Below are 22468 nucleotides of genomic sequence, written 5' to 3' on the forward strand. Positions count from 1 at the left end.
CGTAGTTGCGTAACTAACCTTTAAGCTCTCTGGCGCATTGCTGAAGTCTCTGAAATGATGCAAAGCGAATATTATGATGTTCCCGATGGGATTCGTTCGGTTCGTATGTACGATCAATATTAGAAAAACGCGGCATCGCCTCACCAACACTCTTACATATCCCTCCGGCAACTGCCCCCAAAATAGCGGAGCCAAGTAAAACCGGTTCACTTGCCTGAGTTGCAATAACTGTCATACCACAGGTATCTGCAATGAGCTGTCGGACTAAAGGATGCTGACCCGCACCTCCGCTGATCACAATATTGTCAATTGTAGCGCCTGATTGCGCTTGTGCTTCGATTATTTGTCTTAGCCCGTAACCAATACCACATATACCGGCAATATAAAGTGAAAGCAGATTATCAAGGCTATCCTCCATCCCCAATCCTGCTATGACAGCGCGTACATGAGGATCAGCAAAAGGTGCTCTGTTTCCCAGAAACTCAGGAACAACATGTATGCCTTCTGCCAGTTCTACAGCTTGAGAGGCTGATTGTACTTTTTTCAGAATCCTATTGGCTAAAAAAACCGGCAAAGATTTGTGTTTTTCTTTTGCCATCGTTTTGGCTGCTATTGCGGCAGGGTGCAAAGACAATAGTTGATCAATGGCGGCCCCAGCTGCACTTTGCCCACCTTCGCTGAGCCACATACCGGGTACCATTGCAGAAAAGTATGGCCCCCAGACACCGGGTATAAATACCGGCTCCAGAGTTGTTGTCATCGTACAGGAAGAGGTGCCGAATACATAAGCCATATTAGGTGTTGCATCACCATTGATACCAACTGTCCCGATTCCTCCGGCATGCGCATCAATCATTCCTGTTGCAACCGGTGTTCCTGTCAGTAGACCCATTTGTTTTGCGGCACTTTCTGTCAGTCCCTGACCACAAGGCGTACCCGGTTCAACAATGTTCTGTCCAATACGATAAAAATTTTCATCTGCCAGTTCAGACAGACCAATTTTCCTGAAATAATCCTCATCCCAACGCTTTTCATGTGCAAGGTAAGTCCACTTGCAGGTGACAGTACAAGTAGAGCGGGAAAGGGAGCTGGTGGATTTCCAGGTCAGAAAATCCGCCAGATCAAAAAATTGCCATGCGCTATCAAATGATTCGCGGAGATTTTCTTTCAGCCAGAGAATTTTTGGTGTTTCCATTTCTGGAGAGATTTTACCGCCGACATAATCGAGAACAGAGTGACCTAACGCATTGATATACTCTGCCTGTGCTGTTGCCCGGTGATCCATCCAAACAATAATATTACGATTCGGATCATTACTCTGGCTGACGGAAATTGGTTCCTGATCTTTTCCCAGAACAACCAGTGAACAGGTGGCATCAAAACCAATACCAGCAACTTGTTGTGGGACACAGCCAGAGTGCGACATGACTTCCCTGATGCAATAGCAGACGGCATCCCAGATTTCACAACTGGACTGCTCGACAAAATGGGTGTTATCACGATAAAGCGTTATATCGCGTTTGGCAGATGACAGCATGTTACCGTTCATATCAAAAATACCGGCACGGGCACTGCCCGTACCGACATCAATACCAATGATGACTTTGCCATTGTCCGGTTTATTTTCTAGGTTAATGTTCATGGTTATCCTTACTATGTAGCTAGAGATCTACACTGTTCGGTAGAATAACCAAATCACGGATGGTGATATTTCTCGGGCGAGTTAGCATAAATAGCACCGCTTCTGCCACTTCAATAGGCTGCATCAGGCTACCATTTTCCAGTGCCTCTTCCATTTTCGCTTTAGGCCAATCATCCAGTAAGGCCGTGACTACAGGCCCCGGAAGTACGGCACCAACACGAACGCCATGCTCAGCCACCTGACGACGGGTAGAGTGAACAAATGCCTGAACTGCAAATTTAGAAGCGGTGTAAATAGGTTCCCAGACCACCGGAACCACACCAGAAATAGAACTTGTAAATAATACATCGCCAGATTTCTGCTCAATAAAATGGGGCAATACAGCACGAACACTACGGAATGCGGCATTAATGTTCAGGTTGAGTACCTTATCCCAAACATCGGGATCACCTTCAGCAACAGGCCCACCGATATAGGCACCTGCATTTGCATGGAAAATATCAAGACGCCCGGCTTTTTTCAGTATTTCATTAAGTATGCCGTCAACCTGTTCCGGCTTCATCAGATCAATAACCAGCGGGATGGCATTTTCACCGAGCTCAGAAACGAGTTGCATCAGGCGTTCTTCGGCGCAATCAATAAGAGCCACTTTAGCACCAGCCTTAATAAGAGTACGTGCACACTCAAGACCGATACCTGATGCTGCGCCAGTGATGGCAGCGACTTTATTTTCCAGCGAGATAGCCATAAAAGAAAACTCCAGCAATTTTTTGTAGGGATAAGAGGGTGTTGCTCAATCTATGTAGCAGTATTGCGACTTTCCCGCTTTAGTGTCAATCTGAGGATTTGAGATTCAAAGACGCACATACGGAATGGTAGTTCTGTTAGCTACATATCTTAAAATTCATTATGTAAGGAAGTACTGCCGATAGAAAAAGATAAGGGAGAGGTCATTTATGTTCTCTCCTTTATCTTTTGTATTTTTTATAGGAGAACAACAAATTAATTTCTTTAAAAAATATAGGATTCTCCATTTCTAATGGAAAAAATTATATTTTTACTCATTCATGCTATAATAAATAACGTGTGCTGGACTTAAAATTACACTATAAACATTGAATTCATCCATGCCATCATTTTAAAAAAATAACTTTTCATTATTTAAATTCATGGTGTAATCGTAATAACCCGCTTCATTCATATTTAAATAAATGAAATACAACAACTTTACCTTCCAATGATAGAGCTAATTTTCTCTAGCTAAAACTAATGTTTTCAAAACATTAAAGGAATTAATTATTATGAAAAGAATATCACTTAGGATATTGATTTTTTTATTATCGATATTTGTTTTTTCTGCAAATGCAGATCCTTCTGCAAGGTCAACAGACATTACCATTTATAACAATACAAGTAAAACTCTCACAATATCATCAATGGAGTTGCTTCATGGTCAGTGGGCACATAAACCACCATACAATATTTTCCCCAATGGTTCTGGCTATTTTCGATCAGAGTCTAATGGGTTTCTCACTGGTACAGAGGGAATAGCAAAGTACAGATTACGAGATAATAGTTCTATGTTTACTATTAATTGGGATATTCCGTATTGGGGATTCGTTTCCTATGAAATTAATTCATCTTCTCCTTTTTATAAGATATCCCGTGAAGGAGGAGATCATGGAGATAATGTTCACGTAAAAATTACAATAGAAAAATCTGCTAATTTAAAGTCCCTCTGATTTTTATGAATGTAGCTATTGATTTAAATACTAATTAAACAAACTGAGCTGACTAAAAATATTTAAAGTGATGAGTCAGCTCTTTCATCATTAACAATTGTTAATTACCAAAGGTAATGATAAGATTCACTAGATGATATTTTTATCACCATAAATCTTAAAGTTTTTTCAGGGGTTCCTATAATATGCCATGGACATTTTCACATCCCGCAGCTGTTTTCCCTTTGAAGCATCTTCCGGGAGGAAGATTATTAAATTTACCAGCGTTAATTACTGGTAGTTTGTCTCCTGATCTTTTTTACTCTGTTGGCTTATATGGTATTGCAACAACTGCGCATAGTTTAACTGGATGGTTTTATACTGCATTTCCCTTATGTTTATTGATATTATTAATTGTACACCTATTATCATCTCCTTTATCTAGCCTTTTCCCAATATCTTTTTCTCCGAATAAAATTTCGGGTTATAAGGATTGGCTTATTTTTGTGTTTTCGTTATTTTTAGGGGCAGTAACCCATATCATCTGGGATTCATTCACCCATGAGACAGGATTCCTTGTCGAAAAAATCTCTCTATTACAATTTCACCTTTTTCAATCTGTAACTAACGGGCCGGGGGTTGGTGTCTATAAGATACTGCAACACCTGAGTTCATGCTTAGGGTTGCTATATATTGCCATAATATACTGGCGCTATCAGAAAAGGTTGCATCTCACTGAACGAAAAGAAAACATAAAAAAGCTTTCTCGCCTGATCATTATTGGTTTTATTTCAGGTACCTTTGTATGCCCGATAGCATTGTTTTTATCATGGGATATATCAGGAATCAGTATAGGTAAATTTATTTTTAAGGAACTCACTTTATCTGTTCCTGTTTTTTCTATTGTTTTGGTGGCAATAGCATCATGGATAAAGTATCAGGAATGGTGTAGCCATCGGACCAAAAAATGGAAATAAGACCACTGACGTGTTTAAAATCTACGATACACTTCTTTTGTTAGAACGTTCACAAGAATGTTTGCACTAGGAATGCCGTCTCCAAAACGTTCACCGGGAGCAATTTCTTCAATTACCCGCCAGATTGTGTAAGAGCTATCACTAAGTGCTTTTTGTCCACATTATCTGTGGATAAGGTAGTAGATAAAAATGTGGATATACAGGCTATTCAGTGTGGGACGGAGGAAAAGGACAAGTTTATCATCTGTACAAAATTACACCAAAAAAGCAATAAGAGACGAAAGCGCTGTTTAAGGTTAATATAATCCCACTAAAAGGTTTGATTATTTGAAAATAGTCGGAATATTTTGAATTGAAAAAAGATGAAATTGAGAGGAGCCTGTTATGCCTATATGGGTAGATGCCGACGCATGTCCTAAGGTGATAAAGGAAGTATTATATCGTGCGGCAGAACGTGAAAAAATACAGGTTACATTCGTCGCCAATCAACGATTAAGCGTTCCTGCATCTGCTTTTCTACGTACTTTACAAGTTCCTGCGGGGTTTGATGTCGCTGACAATGAAATTGTTCGTCGCTCAGAAAGTGGTGATCTAGTGATTACGGCGGATATTCCTCTTGCTGCTGAAGTCATGGAAAAGGGAGCTATCGCACTCAATCCGCGCGGGGAGCGTTATAGTGATGCCACGATACGTGAGCGCCTGACTATGCGTGATTTCATGGATACGATGCGAGCAAGTGGAATTCAAACAGGGGGACCCGCTACGCTAAACCAACGTGATCGTCAGCGATTCGCCAATGAACTGGATAAATGGATATTGCAGCAAAAAAAATCCTGAAACGTAACTGCCTCCAGATAAAAAGGAAAAGACACAGACTATTATTAAAGGAATTATCACGTAGGCCTTTTATTATTTTTTATCATTGCCACTTAATAACCACCTACTAAAAGTAGGTGGAGCCTTTCGTATAGAAGAAAAATATCTGATAAACTTTATTTACACACAATTATGTGAATTAAAGCACATCAGCGTTAATTTTAATTACATTTTAACTTAATTAAAAATCGGAATGATGTAATCATAGAGAAATGTCTATTTTCGAATGAAAATAAAAGCACAAAGTAAATATATTCATAGTAATATTTTGTTAAAATCATTGATGGGTGCCACTTTATTTTTCACGGGATTTTATTTTCATGGTTTTTATGGGGTTAACAACTAATATAAAAGGGTGGTTAACATTTTTATCTACTATTTATATGATTGCTAGGTTACTTTTATGAAAAAAAATATTGCTAGTGTTATCGTTGATATCCTTCAAAATTCCGGTGTGAAACATTGCTATGGTATTGTTGGCGATACTCTTAATTATGTAACAGATGCTATTCATGCCAGTGATATGGAATGGATCCATGTTCGTCACGAAGAAGTTGGTGGTTTTGCAGCAGGCGCTGAATCATTCATTTCTGGGCAGATTAGTGCATGTGCTGGTTCTTGTGGACCGGGAAGCTTACATTTCATCAACGGATTGTATGAATCTCATCGGAACGGAGCGCCAGTAATACTAATCGCAAGCCAGTTAGCAACAGACGTGAATGATAGTTCTTTCCCTCAGTATGTCGATTTTAAAAAAGTTTATAGTGAATGCTCTGTGTTTTGTGAAGAAATTAGCAGCCCAGAAAAAGCGATTGAAATTACAAAGAATGCAATTAGTGCTGCACTGAGTCAAAAAGGGGTGGCTGTCATTATATTACCTGTCAATATTAGTAAATCGGAGATTGAATATCCATCAAAAATTGCTGTTAATTATCATCCACCACAAGTAATTCCTACTTTAGAAGATATTAAATCACTGGCTGATTTATTAAATAAAGGTAAAAAAATAGGCATTTATGCAGGGATAGGCAGTAAAGATGCAAGAGATGAACTGCTTCAGCTTGCTGAAAAATTGCAAGCTCCAATTGCACATACTTCTCGCGTAAAAGATTTCATTGAATATGATAACCCTTATAATGTGGGAATGACAGGCATGCTTGGTATAGAGTCTGGTTTTACTATGCTAAAAAATTGCAATGTTTTACTCTTGTTGGGTACTGATTTTGCTTGGCCTCAATTTTTTCCCAAAAAGGCGACTATCATACAAGTTGATATTAATTCAGCTAACATAGGGAAACGCCATTCTGTTCATTTAGGAATTAATGGTGGTGTTAAAGAAACCCTGTTAGAACTGCTTCCTCTCATCGAAAAGAAAACCGATGATGGTTTCTTGCATAAATCTGTCGAATTACATAAAAAGACATTGAAAAAAATAAATTGGTTGGATAAGGGTGCAAAATCAAAAATTATTCATCCTCAATATTTAGTTCAGTTGTTGGATAAACATGCTGATGAAGATGCTATTTTTACGGCAGATGGCGGTTCTGCGATGGTGTGGTTATTGCGTTATATTAATACCAATGGTCAGAGGAGAACATTAACTAGCTTAAAACATGGCACAATGGCGAACGCAATGCCTCAGGCACTAGGGCTAAAGAAAGCGTTCCCTGAACGTCAGATTATTTCTATTTCTGGCGATGGTGGTTTAGCGATGTTATTGGGTGATTTACTGACAATGACACAAGAAAAACTCGCTGTGAAAGTAGTGGTAATTAATAATAAATCACTTAACTTCGTAGAGCTGGAACAGAAAGTAGAAGGGCTTCTTAATAACTATACTAACTTAGATAACCCTGATTTTAGCAAACTTGCGACATCATTGGGGATCTTTGGTGAATCAATTGAATCACCTGAGAATTTAGAAGAATCCGTTATTCGTTTTCTAAATTATGATGGCCCAGCCGTGCTAGACGTACATACTTCGCCAAATGAATTGGTGATGCCACCAAATGTAGAATTAAATAGCGTAGTTGGAATGGGGTTATATACTGCAAAAGCTATTTTACATGGGCGTAGCGAAGAAGCGATTGGGTTGATCGTCGATAATTTTATTCGTAAGTAAGGTTATATGTTACTTATAGGATATCAAACAGACTTGATATCCTATAAGAAAACCGTTCCTGAAATATAATTTTCAGAGGGAAGGGGATGTACAGCGCAAAAACATTTCTTCTAGGGTTTCAATAATCAGCTCTGCATAATAACCATCTGGATCTAAATCAGGATCGAAAACGGAAACAGTCATGCCACAACATAATGGATTATTAATTAATTGTGCACCGATATTTTTTAACCAACTTAGTTCAATACCCGGGCTCCCGGGTGAATCAACCGCTGGCATGATGCTTTGGTCAAGCACATCAACATCTAAATGTACCCAAAAACGCCATGTTGGTTGAGCACCTAATATTTGCTCAATTTTGTTGAGGATCCCTTTTTCACCTATTGAATTTGCTGTAAATACATCAATCTGTGAAATAGCTGTTTGGTTAATATCAGGCCACGCGAAATCAGCATCACGGTTCTCGCGTTCGCCTAACTGGAGTACCTGCTGCTCTGGCACTAATGGGCTTTCTATATCTGGCCAATCTGTTAATAGCGCCTCACCGCGACCTGTTGCCAAAGCCAAATCCATCCCTGCCACTGCACCTAACATTTGATTTGTATCGTAGTTGTCTGGATGACGATAATCACTGTGTCCATCAATGTGGATGAGAGAAATAGGCCCTGTACGACGAGAACCAGCCAATGCGCCTAATAGAATTGAGCAGTCACCACCAATAACTAGTGGAAAATTGCCACACTCTTGTATCTTAGCCACTTCCTCCGCCAACTGTAAATTAAAGTCACGAATACCATAACCATTGCGTATACGTGTCCCAATTTGAGCTTCAAGCGAATATGCTGGAGGCATTAATTTACTGATAGTATTAGTTCGCAGCTTTTTCGCTAATCCATGTTCCATCAGTACTTGCGGAGCCCGCCATGTCCCGGGTATGTGTCCTTCCCATAAGGGACTTAATCCAAGATTGGTTGGTGCAAGAATGATATGAATCATGAAAGCCCCATTGATAAATAAATCATAAGCGAATGAATTAATATGGAATCATAGATAGAACAATCAGAAGAGTAAATACATTAGCTCCAGTGTACTAGAGGCGGTGCTTGTCGAGTCACCTGATTTCACAAATGTTGTTCTACTTACTTTACTGTACGGATAAAAAAAGAAGCGTTACGTATCTCAGAGGCTGTGCTCGGCAACCTCAGAGTTTTTGAGGTGGAAGAAAAAAGAGAGGGGTGAAACTCGTTACCCACCACCAAAATAATGCAGCGCTAGTTCACGATATTCTCTGCTTGGCAAATGTCATTCATGATGGAACCCGATATCTAATTAACTTCTTTAAGAGAAAATAAGAGGTAGGGTAATTGTATTATTGGTAGTGGAGTCTGACGTCAGTCATGACTAAATGAATGTCGACAAATATAATTTAACATAATATAGATTATGCGAACCCATGAAGCTTTTAAAAAAGTACTGAGGTTTGACCCTGAGTACCCGATCTTTCTTTCCCTAAAAACGCTCTCAATTGGCGTTGTATACAAATCACTAATAACATTATCTATAGATAGTAAACATATCACATGTTTCCTGTCAACATGTCGTAGGCAACTTGCACACAAATTTTATAGAATTAAAGATTATGGTGAACGGAGGCTGCTAATGAGTCATGCATCTACATTGAAAACTACCATCAGGTTGAAGAAGTCGGAATCTATCGATTTACAGGAAAAGGCATTCCTCTTAACAAAGAAAAATATCATGAGCGGACGGCAAAAAATTTACAGTGAGGCTGATTTGGTGCATTACGCAATTGAACAAATGCTGTCCATGATCACACTTGATGAACATGGTCACCTAATTTTGGAAAAAGACAGTTAGAATTTAATCTCAAGATCATGAATAGACTACTTTTTCACTCTGAGAAAGGATCTGAAATGAATAGTAATAAGAGTAATAACAATGAGTTATGCAACCTACTCCGTGAATATTCTACTCCTCATGTTAGAGATAAAGAATATGATCTTGATTCGTTATTAGCGGATGTGAATGATAAAAATATTCATGAAGAAGTGGATTTCGGTTCGCCTGTAGGCAAAGAGACTACCTAACTAAAAAACCGTTAGGTTTTGTTCAGGTTCACCGGAAAGCCCGGAGATAACCTTAGACTACCCCCGTAGTACAGCACGGGGGTTTTTCCACGCTCACCATCCGAGATAAAAACCATAACTGCTATAACTGTAAAAAGGATAAGAAATGAAAAAAGAGATTATAAAAAAATGGCTTCAAGAAGAAAGTAACGATAACCCTGTAGCAAGAGCCGAAATAGCAAGATTTTTAGTAAAAACAGTATATGACTTTGTGAAATTTGACAGGCCAGGAGGTGAAGGTTTAGATGGTTGTGATGGAATAGAAAGACAGAGCTTGGCAAAAATTGTTGATGCCGCTGAATATCATTATTCAGCAATGATAAAAGAAAAACATAAAGATAAATTGACAAATAAATAATCTGTTAAACGATAGTTCACTTTTAAAAACCACTACAACATTCTATTTTGTAGCGGTTTTTTAGCATGTGAGCTCAACTGATTGTAAACCATTATTCTGCCTTTTTCAGGTATGACCAGTACGCATATTAGACAACAATATTTGTTGTTTATTAGTATACTAATAATACATAGGAAATACTTTGAACCACATAAATAAAAACATATGCCCTGAAAATTTTGATAATTTTTATTCAGCCAAAGATGCAAAATATGAAGCTGATAAAGCTCAAAAGCAAATGCAACAAGCAAAATTAGCTGCGTTATCATTTCAATATATCCATGAAATATATTCGCTTATACATCAAGCGGCAAAACATGGTAAATATATATTAGATTATGATTTCAGAACGCTCCTGGAATTTGGTGTCGAGGAATATATAGAAGAATTTATTCGTTATTCTGGATACAGAGTTGAAAAATCCAAAGGTGAAAATAAAATTGGTTGCACACTAACCATTTCTTGGATTTCTGTACCAAATACTATGTAATCAAACGAGACAATTTTTTTCTTACCCGCTGAACATTTCTTTCGTCTATTCGACGGTCACACTTTCGTACTCTTTGATGGTTTAGTGGTTCGCTACGCTCACGGCTTTGCAGAGAGTGAGATGGTTTTCGCGCTCCCTGATTCAATCCCCCTTTTGTATCGGCGGATTAATAGCAGTGTCTCCATCGGCTTTCTCATGCCGCCTTACATGCCCTTACGGGCATTTACCAACAAAGTTTTGATACGGTGTCACATGAATTTTTTTGAAGAATTGAAAGCATCTTTTAACGAATCTATTGAAATTAAAAAGAGTAATAAAACGGCATTACGAATGATCCGATATGAATTATTCACCGAAAACAAAATGACGCTATCTGCGCCTGAAAAGCCTGCCTCCTCGCAACGCTGCGGGGGGCGGCTTTTCAATGCTCGATAACGTCAAATAACTTTTACCTGTAATAATACGATAATATCAGTCTTTGTATTAGCTTTTGACTTGCCCGTTAAAAAGCCTTTCGGCAGGAAACTGAATCCTGTTTCACCCTCTTCTACCTTATTTTCAGCCAAACCACCCAGCACAATAATTTCACCGCTTTTAACAGAAACGTCAGTGACAATGTCACGCTTAATTAGGGTTGGTGACTGGTTAACACCCGTATCTGTTTTGACAAAGTTGGATAATTGCTGCTGTATTTTTAAATCAATCGCCTGACTTTTAATCGTGGGTTGAATATCGAAAATCACCCCACTAGAACGATATTCAATCGACTGTACAGGCCGTCCATCCTGATATGTCACATTCGATAACACAGGCACATCAGACCCCACGCTAAAATTTCCTTTTGAACCAGATTTCACACGCAAAGTCGGACTGCTCACCACATGAAAACGTTCATCACGCCGGAACAACTCAACCATTGCATCAAGGCTACCCGTATTAATCGTAATGAAATTTTCATAGTTTTGTTTTACACCAATATTGATCCCTAATTTTCCTGAGAGTAATTTAGCCAACAGGTTAATCCCGCTACCCTCTTTTTCAATATCCTGAACCTCAAAAACATAACCGGTTACCACAACCTCACGAGAGGGCATATCTACCGAACTTAACACACTCTGAACCCGTGTAATTTCATCTCTAGAACCATAGAAAACCAATTTATCACCGCTGGCAGCTACTTCCCCTTCTGATTTTAGAAATCCCTGTAAATACTCAACATCCCGATGGACAGGGCTATAAACGAAACTTTGCTTAATCACCTTCGGTTCTGGCGGTTTCACCTTAACGAGATAAACGACACCGTGTTTCTCATGAACGTTAATATTCATGTTCTGGAAATAACGAACAATAAATTGGTTAAAATCCTGCTTATCGGTGGCATGAAAACTTATCAGGCTGGTATCACTGACAAGATTCGGATCAAGCATATAAGGCTTTTGTAAGACTTCATCATAAATGAGTCCAATCGCTTTGGGTAATGGTACGGCTTCCAGCTTAAAATCCACATTTTTAGCCTGTGCAGACAGGGCCAGTAAGGAAAAAATTAAACATAACCCTTTTCTCATTATTGTATTCCTCCAGAGTAATAATTCACGGTCTGCCCTTCAATATCCCCCTGCAAAAGTCGTCCGCTGTATTGGAACTGGCTTCTAGGCTCAAGGCGTAATCGACCTTGCTTGTCAGCCAGAATCACATATGCCCTGCCATCTTTAACTAACTCACCTGTAATGCGCCATTTATCCGATAAAGAGATCACTGGCTTTACAGGACTGATTACTGAGCTAACAGTCTTTGCTGTTGTCGATGTGGATTGACGAGTAGAAACTTCTTCCACCTTGCTTTCAGAATTCAAATATTGATTGAAATAGTTATAAACAACATAAGCTGATGCCAGAATAAAAACAGGGACAGTTAGAATAAGCATTCGAATCATTTTAGATGAAAAGATAGACTGACGTGCATCCGTTCTCTGCTGATTCGGGTTATTACCCTCGACCGATTTATATAACTCAAAAATAGCCTTATCGTATTTTTCCTGATAATAAGTCATCCGGTTAGACTTAGTGACCTTTGCGCCCTGAAAAACATCAACCCGATAACGATTATTTAATCCCAATGCAACATGCTTCTGCATCCGGTACGTGGTTTCTATACGCCCTTTGATAAAACGCGGAATGTCACTAATGGTCTGGTTAATCACGACTAAATCAGACATAATTCCCGTGTCTTTATCAACAAAATGACCATGTTCAGCAATAAATGAACGATGATTTTTAGGAATATCTTTATCACTACCCCAGACACGCCACACTTCATCAATAACAACTAAATCCCCCGCCCGACAAAATGTGTCCAAATTATCCATTGAAGGTAAAAAATCCTCATTCAGGCACTGATTATTTTCAACATAAATCAATTTCCCTAAATTATCAGGAGACATTTTTTTATTTTGTTTCAAACAATAGGCTTTGATTTTTTCTTCATTTAACCCGTAAATATTCGAAACTACGCGCCGACCGGACGCAATCGCCGGAACAATCACCGATTTAACGACTTCATAGGATTTACCTGAACGCGGTACACCCACATAAGCTGTAATAGGCATCCTGACTCCCTATTTAACCAATGATGGGTAAGCGGCGAATGATAAACCGCGTCACCATCGCAGAAATCACCAAAGGCACACCTAGCGGAAATTGCAATAAATTAAGGAAATACCAAATGGCATCGGGCAAAGCGCCAAAAAGATCCGCTAAATTGGTTGATTTAGGCAAAAACCAGTCAATGACAATGGGGATAAATTCAGTCGTAACATAAAATAACGCAAAGAACAGGAAAAACTTTGCGACAATGCCTTTAAATATGAAACTAAACGCCCCGCTAAATAATGTTGTGAGTAAACGTCCCATTTTATCTCCTATGCACTGAGTAACCTACGCAATGCGACAAACGCCCAAACCAATGAAAATATAGATTCAATCACCCCTCTGTTTTCCTCAATTAATGGGCAGTGGGAATCTATTTTTCCACGAAAATTCATATAAGGAATATTGATATCCCAAACAGGACACTGAGCACTGCGAGATGGCATAGTAAAATCCTGTAAAAAAGGAAAAAATAACTTATAAGGCGCTAATATTTGTTCTGCTGTAGGCATATCTAATTCAGGGTATTGAATGTTTTCTGCATCAAGATCAGTTTCTTCATCAGGTTTAGGACGTGGTTTTGGATTAGGTGAAGGCTTTGGATTTGGTGCTGGATTTTCTTCAAAATCAACTTTAATAACATTCCCTGCTCCTGCTTTCGCTAACAAATCCGAAAAAGTCACCCTATCAACACCCAATTCATTCAGTGCAGTCTGAATCTCAGTCTCAGTTATCGGATTTTCCTGACTGAAAGGAACGCCGTCATAACCCTGCTGTAAAGCAGCCTCCAACAACAAACCGTTAAATAATGTCGCAAGGTTCTGTAAAGGTAATGTTTTATTTTTATATAAATTCAAATTTAAATCAGCAATCGTACCAACCTGAGTGTCATCATCTTTTTTTTCAGTATATTCTCGATTTATTAATAACAAAGGAGATGAAACGCTAGTGTCTTTATAATAATCATAATCTTTTTCTAAATCAGGCTTATTAAATATTTTAATTGTTTCAGTGCCAGTGAAATATTCAGTTAACACGTCAAAATCATATTTGAATTCAGTTATATTCCTTGTAACCCGAACTTCTGCTTCAACATAAAACTCACCGATAGAATGTCTTAAGTATTTTGTTTCAATATCCACTCTCCTAATTAAATATTCATATTTTTTATCATCTATTTCAACGGTTTCGTTTGTTACTTTGTTACCAGTGTCATATTTAACCAAGTCTTGATATGCGTGATGTTCTGCTAACTTTGGTAAGTCATTTGACATAAACAAACCACCATCATTAGATTTGTAATAATATCTATAATCGTTACTTAACTTATCATTCTCATACACATCTACTTTTTCTATTGGATTAACGATATTATAACTATATGTATAAATAACAGGATTATTCAAAGATGGTTTATAAGAGACAATTTTTGTTTTACCATTTACATTAATAGCATAACGGCCATTCTTTAATTTAACCGCTGTCGGTTCAAAAAAAACACTAACCTTATCATTACCATTAACATTCAAATCAAGTAATGTTATTGCACCTGACGATAAAGCCAAAGAAACCCAAGAAATATCTTTCGCATGACGTAAAGAACTCACTTTCGCTAGTTTATAGACAGAATCATTTGCCGCAACACGTCCCACATAACGCATCGTACCTGAGCGCACTGTATTTAACATGACGGCATCATTCGCTGCTACCATACCTGCGCGGCGAGTAACAATAGACTGGAAAACACGAGTGATTATCGGACGGGCAACAATAGCCACAGCCGGATTAGCGTAAGAATGATAAAGAGGGAAAAATAATACAATAAACATCAAAGGAAAAATGAATATTTTCCTTTTCAAAGAATATGGATTCATGGAAATAACCTGTCATTAATAGCTATTAAACCCCTGTATTACAGCCCATGCACATAATACCCCTGTAAAAAAACTCATTAATTCCCACATAATCACCTCTAAAAAGGGGCTGTAAAGCCCCTCATTAAAACGCTTTTTAATTAAAACGATTTTATCATGGCTGATACTTTTTTTAGACCCATAATAGTAACAGAAATACCCATAACTATTGCCGCCACACCAACAACCCCCGTAATTATCGGCGCAACATCAATCTGTTTCAAAAGTACATCAAGATAGCCTGCTGATGGTTGTGAAGCATCATTAGCAAATGCCGCAGAACTCAACGCCACAGAAGCTACAACACTCGCTTTTAAATAACTCCTAGAAATAATATTTTTAATTTTCATAATAGACCTATAAGTTAACCATTTTTATCATGCGTCCTAATCCGTAACCTAATACATAAAAGACTAAGACAAGCCCTAATCCAGCCCCTAAGATATTCATATTAAATTCACCTAAAGGCGGACTGTTTGAAACCATCGAAGATTGAAATTTATTAAATTCTGATTTCGGTAATTTCAAAATCACATCGTTACAACTACTATTATCAGCCATCATATTTATATGAGGCTGACAAAATTTAGTTGTTATTTTGGTATAGTCATCCATAAAACAACTATTCCTGAAAATTAATTTATAATTTAATTAAATGCTTAACTGTTTCCATCGGAACATAAGAAACATTCCACTGGTTAAACTCAAGGCGAGGTGGATTATCGCCAAATGGTTTACCTGGATATAAACTAGAACCAGAAATTAGATATTTTCCCTCTGGTAACGGATTTGGCTCTGACAATGTGATAACTGTCTCTGACATTGAGCGTGGCCCCATATGTGCAATAACACGCTGTGTATAATAGGGAGTGATTTCGCCCGTATTTTTATTAGTACGTGTCTTTTGTTCTATTTTCACATCAGCGGCAGTAACTTCTATATAAAATGGAATTTTTTCTAAAACGGACATTGTGATACTCCTAATTTCTCATTTATGAGTGTTTGATATATTGGGGGCAAATCTAATTTCAGGTTTAAATCAGAAATGTGATCATCACGTACTATCATTGATAGAACGGCTTGAGTGTCCCCTTCAAAAAAGTGAATAAGTTTTGCGATAGAAGAAGAAGCCTGTTTCCTAAGCCATTTAACTTTAGATTCAATAGCATCAATGGCCTTGCGACCTAAAAGAATCGGAATTGGTGCAGGCTTCGTCGGATTAATGGAAGCTGCATAAGGGCACAACCCTGTATAAGTTCCTTGTGTATTTAAAAGTACCTCAATTGGTACGCCTTTTAATTCAGCCTCAGAACGATACCAAGTGCCGGAAACTTTTTGCTCAAGGGCTTTATTGTAAACGCGCCAATAAACACGAGATTGCCGAGAACCTACCGTTACTATTTCTTTGGTATAGCACCCTGTTGCATCTATTTCATGAGCATTGCCTAATTTTGGCTTTGGACCCATACCACCATAAAAAGCATCATCTTTATAGGCTGATAATGCATGATGGCAAGTGAACACACCGTCGTAATCATCAGTGGCGAGATCCAAGCGTTTTAATGATGTTATATCTAAATGTTTAAGCCACTTATAGATTTTTTCCGGTGTTGTGCCACTCATAACATGTGTACAGCCCTTTCCGCCGATCTGAACGTAAAAAGTGCCATTGTTCCCACCCCAGTAGATCATGCCGAAATGCTCATATCCACCATCTTCAGAATAAAGAATGGCTGAATCTTGATAAGCAAAACCACCTGCACCGCGAGCAGGACCAACAAATAATCCAAATACAGCAGCGATAAAACGTCTCAGGCGTGAATGTAAACAGGACAATAATTCTCTGTTATAACGTTCAGCCTTACGGTTGATATCTTCAATCGAAGAAGAAAACACCTCACCTGAATCAGGTAACGCTTCGTAATCCCTGCCTAATACTGATTCAGTAAATTGGCTGTGTTGATAATGTCGATAAGATGGCAAAAATTCATATTTACGCCATTCATGCCCTTTTTCCTGAAAAGTATGAACATCTTTCATACATGAAAGCGGCGCAGAAAAGGCCAGATAATCGATAATAACGCTCCTATCAGTCATCATTTTAAAGATTCCTGATAGCCAGTGAAATTACCAGAAGTAGCCGCCGTAGAGACGAACACGATTTGATTGCCGTAAAGGGAGGTGCATTCATACATCAATTCATCAACAGACGGGTAAAAATCCCATTCATCGGCAACAAGAGCATTGATGCCAAAACCTGCGATGTAATCGAAATAGATGATCTTCATAGCCCCTCTCTTGTAACCAAGAGAGAGCGAAAGTTAGGGGTTATAACTGTATGATCGGCGTGGGATTCGCATAATCCACGTTATGTCTAAATTACTGGGCTGCCATGCGATATTTTGGCAGCCCGCAATTCAACATAACGCGGTTCGAGATTATGCGAATCTTTACCACTAGACGAAAAATCAGATGGTCTGGGCTTAGTCTGCATCCTTTATATCTCTCAAAAGAAACCTCTTGAACACTCATAGTTAAAGCTGGCCTGTGAATCCTGCATAAACAATGCGTACTGAAAATGCAGCAACCTCGTTATCAATTCCGATTTGTAAAATCGGAATCTACGTTTAGCTAATTTGAAGCGACGCGGGAATATTTGAAAAAAAGATTCAATAGTCATTACATGGCTACTGGAAGATATTATTTTTTATCGCAGTAAAAAATATTTCTTTTATATCATTTGGATAAATAATTTCCACCGTATTGGCAAGCTGGTCAATTTCCCACCAATGATGGTGTTTAATAACTGATTTTTCATTTTCAATCCACTCAGTGGTGTTGATGTCTTCTTTATCAAACTTGACGATATAAAAATGTTCTTTTGCTAAAACAGCCTCTCCACTAGGGAGAATCATTTCAAATGTTCTTTGAGCAACACATTGTCCAACGTTATCTTTTCGGATACCTGTTTCTTCACGCAGTTCTCTAATCGCGGCTTGTTCAAAAGATTCTCCTTTTTTAACGCCTCCTCCTGGCGTGGCCCAATATGACCGACCGGCTAATGCACCTTCATTATGTACAAAATTAAACAATAATACTCGATTAGACGGGCTAATGATCAGTAAACGCGCTGAACAACGAATACGCATATCTTATTTCCTTTTAGTTATGATACACCGGTCACTGAACCAGAAATGCACCTTACATGGGGTGTACTGGATATTTACTTTAAGTAAGAGATTTAATTCAATTAATTCATTTTAGCTTATAATTTTGTACAATTCTAAATAAATATAGCGAATATCAACTTTATTATGGAATAACGGCGTATTTATGATGAGGTTTTATGATATGTAATTACAAAAAATCAGATGACGAGGAAAAGAACTAAGCGGCATAGTAAAATCATCTGTATATCGAAAACTCATTACCCTGTTCTATCAAAACACTATTAACTAAATAGTGTTACTTTTGTAGTTGCAATAATACTTGAAATTATTATGGGTTTAATATAATCTAATTAAGCTAATGATTTAATTTAGCTTAATTTTCATAGGAACTAAAAAAGACAAGGTGTTATTAAACATTATGGAAAAATTAATTAAAATTGTATTAGTAGGGACTGTTTTGGCAACATTGACTGCATGTACTGGTCGTGTGGAAAATAAAAAAAATAATTGTAGCTATGATTACTTGCTGCATCCGGCAGTATCTATCTCCAAGATCATTGGCGGCTGTGGCCCAGCAGCAGATCAATAAGATTACGAGTAATAGTAAGGTCGGATTTTCCGACCTTATTTTATCCAAGTCCACTCACGAACTATGGCATATCTGAACCAAATATTTTTAAGCAATCCTGTGTAAACTCTGGTATTTCCTCCTTATGAGATATGCACTTATCAACAGTCAGTAGACAACCTCAGCCTTCCCTTCATTCATTACGTCTTTTCAATCCCTAACTTTTTACTTAATCAACGCACATTTGCAAAACTATCAAAAAATACATTAATGTCTGACGCAGCTTTTATAGAAAATAAATTCCACTTAACAAAGAAAAACATCATGATCGGGCAGTAAAAATTTACAGCTAGTCTGATTCGATTTTATTATGTAATTGAACAGTTCATGGACAATAATACGGAGAAGTTTAAAAACGCTATGACAAATTCAGCTAAAAAAGACTACTACTACAACCCTAAAGAATTCCGAGGCCGAAACAAATGGCATGCCAGCCAACATAAGCAAAAAGGAGAATGCAAATACAAGATAATGTGGTTTTTAGCGGGTATTATTGTGGGAATTGTCATTGCAATCCTGTTAGCAATTAAAGAGCCTGATATGATAAATGCGATACTTAGACAAGTTCATCACTGGTTATTGCTCGGATAATAGTGTCATTTTTTATAAATTGGTGGCACCCTATTTAAGCTCACCAATTTAATATAATGCCTTACTCCATATATGCAAATTGAGTATTAATTATGAGTAATGGCTGGACTTTAACAAAAAACGCTCAATATTTAGCCCAGCCAAATTATTTACAGCAGCGCTTTATCGAGTTTATTTTCCAACACTTTTAGTGGCGAATTTTCTGGCGAAGCCATTTTAGATATTGGCAATAGATAAGTCTGCTCCAGCATAAATTGCCCTGACATCGCCGCATGGGGGGTCTGATCTGAGTAGCAAATCCAGGTACTACCAGCAGGAAATTGAACTTCTAACTGAGCCCCCTGCTGCTGATATTGCTGGTTGGCTTTCATCGCATCATGCAGCCCAAGCATCAGATGATCATAATGGGTACGGCGGCTTTTGGTTATCCCCAGTTTGTGCTGTAGCCAGCTATTAATACGGGAATAGCTACGGGTCGCAGGAAGAAATTGATCGGCTATCTGAGGGAATTTATCACCAACTCGCCATACCCTAGGTTCGCCGACTGGGTTAATGTTAGTGAATATGCGAAGAATACGCTGCCCCTGAATCGGTCTGGAAGGAAATGCATCTACATGTAACCGGCTATCATCTTTACGCCAGGAGTTACCTTTTTTCCATGTAGTTACCGGATGAACTCGCAGCGAATTGACGGGTGTATGCAGTACTTTCGTATATATTGGCAACAGATGTTCAATCAATTGTTGACAGTGTTCATAATAACGTTGCATCAGCACATGCACCAGTTGTTCATCAGACTGCACCGCTACTCCTGCTATTTTATGTTCATCCGGGCGGTAGCTGATATTCTTACGCCCTGCTTTTACCGCGTCTTCTCTGAGTAACTTCTGTTCTTCTGGCATCAAAGAGAAACTCAGTTCTGGCAGATAGAGAACCTTACCCAGTTCCAGAGAAGTAAGCGCATTCTGCTGTACTGGATGAGATACGTTTTCCGACCAACTGTGCAATGGCAGCGTTTCAATCACTTCATCAAATTCAAGCTGCTGTTCAGCCATCATATACTCCACTTTGTAAAATTTTTCGGAATGATAAAGCCTTTTTATTCAACCAAATCCACGATGAATTGAATGCTTTACAGTTTAGTCGGTTTATTCATTTATATGGCTTAATGGCTTTTATTTTTCATTCCTAGGGTACATCCCATTTAATGGTGGCATTTGCAGCAAGTTCGTTATTCTCAGTAAGAAGGATTAAGCGGTTATTGTGGTCGCTGTATTGAGCAATTATATTGATACCAGCTCGTGCAATAGCATCAGCTACTTCACCCAGTTCACCTGACCGTTCCTGATTTAGTTTTCTGATTAAAGGCTTAACTACATCGCGTACATCTAAACCAGCAGCCATCAGAACCTGACGGGCCAGCTCTCCATCTTCAACTAAAAAATGGGCGTGGCTTTCATTGTCAATCGTAAAAACTCCACCACCTTCCAGGCTAACGCCATTTTTACCAAGTAAAGAACCGAGAAAAGCAAGAGCGCCGGGAGTATTACTGAGAACAACATGAATATCATACATACGAATATTTTCCTTTTTCAGATTAATAGCCACAAAAGGCATGGGAAAATAATATAAGGGAAGGTATTGCGATGCTTCGGTGGCAAACGAAATGTCAATATTTACTCGTCGGTTTCCGGTAACAGTCCCCTTCTATGCCTTATGAGCAATTTTTGAGATCTGCTTCAAAAATCCACATTTCTGCATCATGACCAAGTCTTTTAAAGATGCTCTCTCGGTGACATAGTAAGGCGATTAAGGCCTACGGCTATAGAAAGCTTTTACCTCCTCAACCCTATCTAATTTAAAAATAACATTTATCGATTTTGTGATTAAAAATTATGACCAGAATAAATCTTATCCAGCCAAGTGAATTGTGTGATCAACACTTACTTGCCGAACATAGAGAATTAACCAGAATTCCCAATGAGATAGTTAGGAGGAAAGGTAATGTGACCTTGAGTACATCGGAAAAATACCTGCTAGGAAAAGGACATGTGATTTTTTTCAGAGATAAGCTGTTCTTTTTGAAGAAAAGATATGAAGCTATACATCAGGAATGTTTGAATCGAGGTTTTTCCGTAATAAACAGATGGCCAGAGAGTGTCAGTGTTTATCACAATTTATGGAACGATTATCAGGTAACTGAGGAAGATATCAGCGTTAATATGGCAAGAATTAAGGAGCGAATGCCCATAAAGGCTCGATTCTCTCCTTATTTTGATAGAAAAATTAATGAATAAAAACCACATACATCTTCTGTTATGGAATTAAATTATGGCATTTGCTATTACTTATACCGCCATATAAAAATTATCATTAAGACGATTAGCATTTACACTCACATCAATTTCAAGGCATAGATTAACATCAGCTTCAAACCCTCTTTCTTTCAGCTCAAGTGCAGATGAACAGTTATAAAGTGATGATAAACCATGCAGCCGTTGTTGCTCATAGACAGCAACGGCTGCGTATGCTTCAGGGGATAATTTACGATCGCCAAGAAACGCAATAATTCCACCAGCAGCAACATAGTCTTCAATAGAAAAACGGATACTCCCATCAGGCCAACGCTCTCCGCTTGGGATAACGAGAATGCGTTTAAAATCCTCACAAGCTCTTGCACACGCAGTTATGTTCCTAAAGCAACCACTAAAAACCGTAACACCATAATCTTTTGCTTTGAATGAAATTGATGAGCCATTAGGTGATGGTAGAACCAGTTTAGTACCTTCAGGAATTGCCTGAAGAGAAGCTGGTGAAAGGCTGAATTGACTGTCAGCACATTTTCTGTTGTAGCTGGCAGAAAGTGCCCCTAAATTTCTTGCATACTGAATAGCTGTCTCGTCTTTCCACGAGTAAGGATAAACATAAGCATTATTGTCGCTTGCTATACTGACACAGGTTGAAAACGACATAACATCAACAACAACCACACAATCAACATATTGCGCCAGATTTTCAGCAGCGTGTAATCCCCATTCCAGACGAACTTCAAATTGATTCTGACAATACCAGCTCATGCGTTTTCCCAAAGTTAAAAATTAGGTTATCAAGAAATACATTTATCAGGCAGCCGTATATTTCCAATATGT

The 22468-nt window shown here is 38.3% G+C and carries 28 protein-coding genes; 12 read left to right on the top strand and 16 right to left on the bottom strand.

Annotated elements, in window-relative coordinates; all coding sequences use genetic code 11:
* Positions 1–13: 13 nt before the first annotated feature.
* Together AACS92_RS04910 and AACS92_RS04915 are read right to left on the bottom strand one after the other, a co-directional pair.
* Entirely contained in the window at positions 14–1642 is a 1629-nt protein-coding gene (locus tag AACS92_RS04910) for an FGGY-family carbohydrate kinase (protein WP_099110222.1), read from the bottom strand.
* 19 nt (positions 1643–1661) lie between these two features.
* On the bottom strand, positions 1662–2390 hold the full coding sequence (locus AACS92_RS04915; protein ID WP_099110223.1) for an SDR family oxidoreductase: 729 nt from the start codon (positions 2388–2390) through the stop codon (positions 1662–1664).
* Positions 2391–2943: 553 nt separating this feature from the next.
* On the opposite strand from AACS92_RS04915, the gene AACS92_RS04920 reads away from it, so the two are divergent.
* From AACS92_RS04920 to AACS92_RS04935, 4 genes are all read left to right on the top strand, one after another.
* On the top strand, positions 2944–3384 hold the full coding sequence (locus AACS92_RS04920; RefSeq protein WP_099110224.1) for an aegerolysin family protein: 441 nt from the start codon (positions 2944–2946) through the stop codon (positions 3382–3384).
* A gap of 185 nt (positions 3385–3569) precedes the next feature.
* On the top strand, positions 3570–4340 hold the full coding sequence (locus AACS92_RS04925) for a DUF4184 family protein (RefSeq protein WP_099110225.1): 771 nt from the start codon (positions 3570–3572) through the stop codon (positions 4338–4340).
* 384 nt (positions 4341–4724) lie between these two features.
* The gene (locus AACS92_RS04930) at positions 4725–5177 is read left to right on the top strand and encodes a YaiI/YqxD family protein (RefSeq protein ID WP_099110226.1); all 453 of its coding nucleotides are present in this window, start codon (positions 4725–4727) and stop codon (positions 5175–5177) included.
* Between the two features lie 442 nt (positions 5178–5619).
* Entirely contained in the window at positions 5620–7338 is a 1719-nt protein-coding gene (locus AACS92_RS04935; RefSeq protein ID WP_099110227.1) for a thiamine pyrophosphate-dependent enzyme, read from the top strand.
* Positions 7339–7410: 72 nt separating this feature from the next.
* Here the strand turns inward: AACS92_RS04935 and AACS92_RS04940 are convergent, their stop codons facing one another.
* A complete protein-coding gene (locus AACS92_RS04940; RefSeq protein ID WP_241537948.1) occupies positions 7411–8334 on the bottom strand; it encodes an arginase family protein in 924 nt (307 codons plus the stop codon).
* Between the two features lie 663 nt (positions 8335–8997).
* Here AACS92_RS04940 and AACS92_RS04945 point away from each other — a divergent pair.
* From AACS92_RS04945 to AACS92_RS04965, 5 genes are all read left to right on the top strand, one after another.
* Positions 8998–9216 carry a hypothetical protein gene (locus AACS92_RS04945; RefSeq protein ID WP_099110228.1) on the top strand — a complete coding sequence of 73 codons (219 nt, stop codon included), beginning with the start codon at positions 8998–9000 and terminating at the stop codon, positions 9214–9216.
* Between the two features lie 56 nt (positions 9217–9272).
* On the top strand, positions 9273–9446 hold the full coding sequence (locus AACS92_RS04950; protein ID WP_193756935.1) for an AbrB/MazE/SpoVT family DNA-binding domain-containing protein: 174 nt from the start codon (positions 9273–9275) through the stop codon (positions 9444–9446).
* 145 nt (positions 9447–9591) lie between these two features.
* On the top strand, positions 9592–9843 hold the full coding sequence (locus AACS92_RS04955; RefSeq protein ID WP_099110229.1) for a hypothetical protein: 252 nt from the start codon (positions 9592–9594) through the stop codon (positions 9841–9843).
* Between the two features lie 181 nt (positions 9844–10024).
* Entirely contained in the window at positions 10025–10372 is a 348-nt protein-coding gene (locus tag AACS92_RS04960) for a hypothetical protein (RefSeq protein ID WP_099110230.1), read from the top strand.
* 252 nt (positions 10373–10624) lie between these two features.
* Positions 10625–10807, top strand: coding sequence for a hypothetical protein (locus AACS92_RS04965; protein ID WP_099110231.1), 183 nt, complete (start codon positions 10625–10627; stop codon positions 10805–10807).
* Between the two features lie 2 nt (positions 10808–10809).
* On the opposite strand, the gene AACS92_RS04970 is transcribed toward AACS92_RS04965, so the two are convergent.
* The 10 genes from AACS92_RS04970 to AACS92_RS05015 form a co-directional block, all read right to left on the bottom strand.
* Positions 10810–11937 carry a type II secretion system protein GspD gene (locus AACS92_RS04970; RefSeq protein WP_099110232.1) on the bottom strand — a complete coding sequence of 376 codons (1128 nt, stop codon included), beginning with the start codon at positions 11935–11937 and terminating at the stop codon, positions 10810–10812.
* Positions 11937–12977: a zonular occludens toxin family protein gene (locus tag AACS92_RS04975; RefSeq protein WP_099110233.1), complete on the bottom strand. Its 1041-nt coding sequence runs from the start codon at positions 12975–12977 to the stop codon at positions 11937–11939. The genes AACS92_RS04970 and AACS92_RS04975 overlap by 1 nt, the downstream gene beginning before the upstream one ends.
* 13 nt (positions 12978–12990) lie before the next feature.
* Positions 12991–13281, bottom strand: coding sequence for a DUF2523 family protein (locus AACS92_RS04980; protein WP_099110234.1), 291 nt, complete (start codon positions 13279–13281; stop codon positions 12991–12993).
* Positions 13282–13289: 8 nt separating this feature from the next.
* Positions 13290–14891 carry a hypothetical protein gene (locus tag AACS92_RS04985; protein ID WP_153044764.1) on the bottom strand — a complete coding sequence of 534 codons (1602 nt, stop codon included), beginning with the start codon at positions 14889–14891 and terminating at the stop codon, positions 13290–13292.
* Between the two features lie 140 nt (positions 14892–15031).
* The gene (locus tag AACS92_RS04990) at positions 15032–15280 is read right to left on the bottom strand and encodes a hypothetical protein (protein WP_099110236.1); all 249 of its coding nucleotides are present in this window, start codon (positions 15278–15280) and stop codon (positions 15032–15034) included.
* Positions 15281–15287: 7 nt separating this feature from the next.
* Complete coding sequence (locus AACS92_RS04995) at positions 15288–15545, bottom strand: hypothetical protein (protein WP_099110237.1); 258 nt, start codon at positions 15543–15545, stop codon at positions 15288–15290.
* A 25-nt stretch (positions 15546–15570) separates the two neighbouring features.
* Positions 15571–15900 (bottom strand): hypothetical protein, encoded by a 330-nt coding sequence (locus AACS92_RS05000; RefSeq protein WP_099110238.1) that lies wholly within the window; start codon positions 15898–15900, stop codon positions 15571–15573.
* On the bottom strand, positions 15888–17030 hold the full coding sequence (locus tag AACS92_RS05005; RefSeq protein ID WP_099110239.1) for a replication initiation factor domain-containing protein: 1143 nt from the start codon (positions 17028–17030) through the stop codon (positions 15888–15890). Before AACS92_RS05005 ends, AACS92_RS05000 begins: the two co-directional genes overlap by 13 nt.
* Positions 17027–17218: a hypothetical protein gene (locus AACS92_RS05010; protein WP_099110240.1), complete on the bottom strand. Its 192-nt coding sequence runs from the start codon at positions 17216–17218 to the stop codon at positions 17027–17029. The genes AACS92_RS05005 and AACS92_RS05010 overlap by 4 nt, the downstream gene beginning before the upstream one ends.
* A 399-nt stretch (positions 17219–17617) precedes the next feature.
* On the bottom strand, positions 17618–18079 hold the full coding sequence (locus AACS92_RS05015; protein ID WP_099110241.1) for an NUDIX hydrolase: 462 nt from the start codon (positions 18077–18079) through the stop codon (positions 17618–17620).
* Between the two features lie 439 nt (positions 18080–18518).
* On the opposite strand from AACS92_RS05015, the gene AACS92_RS05020 reads away from it, so the two are divergent.
* Both AACS92_RS05020 and AACS92_RS05025 read left to right on the top strand, forming a co-directional pair.
* Positions 18519–18689 carry a YhfL family protein gene (locus AACS92_RS05020; protein WP_099110242.1) on the top strand — a complete coding sequence of 57 codons (171 nt, stop codon included), beginning with the start codon at positions 18519–18521 and terminating at the stop codon, positions 18687–18689.
* A 366-nt stretch (positions 18690–19055) separates the two neighbouring features.
* Positions 19056–19319, top strand: a complete 264-nt coding sequence (locus tag AACS92_RS05025; protein WP_099110243.1) for a hypothetical protein — start codon at positions 19056–19058, stop codon at positions 19317–19319.
* Positions 19320–19468: 149 nt separating this feature from the next.
* On the opposite strand, the gene AACS92_RS05030 is transcribed toward AACS92_RS05025, so the two are convergent.
* A complete protein-coding gene (locus AACS92_RS05030) occupies positions 19469–20374 on the bottom strand; it encodes a Kdo hydroxylase family protein (protein ID WP_099110244.1) in 906 nt (301 codons plus the stop codon).
* A gap of 133 nt (positions 20375–20507) precedes the next feature.
* On the bottom strand, positions 20508–20894 hold the full coding sequence (locus AACS92_RS05035) for an amino acid-binding protein (protein WP_099110245.1): 387 nt from the start codon (positions 20892–20894) through the stop codon (positions 20508–20510).
* 320 nt (positions 20895–21214) lie between these two features.
* Between AACS92_RS05035 and AACS92_RS05040 the strand changes: the two genes are divergently transcribed.
* On the top strand, positions 21215–21616 hold the full coding sequence (locus tag AACS92_RS05040) for a pyrimidine dimer DNA glycosylase/endonuclease V (protein ID WP_099110246.1): 402 nt from the start codon (positions 21215–21217) through the stop codon (positions 21614–21616).
* A 51-nt stretch (positions 21617–21667) separates the two neighbouring features.
* On the opposite strand, the gene AACS92_RS05045 is transcribed toward AACS92_RS05040, so the two are convergent.
* The gene (locus AACS92_RS05045; protein WP_099110247.1) at positions 21668–22396 is read right to left on the bottom strand and encodes a 2-phosphosulfolactate phosphatase; all 729 of its coding nucleotides are present in this window, start codon (positions 22394–22396) and stop codon (positions 21668–21670) included.
* Positions 22397–22468 lie beyond the last annotated feature (72 nt).

The organism is Xenorhabdus sp. KJ12.1 (genome assembly GCF_963876495.1).
GTDB classification, from domain to species: domain Bacteria; phylum Pseudomonadota; class Gammaproteobacteria; order Enterobacterales; family Enterobacteriaceae; genus Xenorhabdus; species Xenorhabdus stockiae.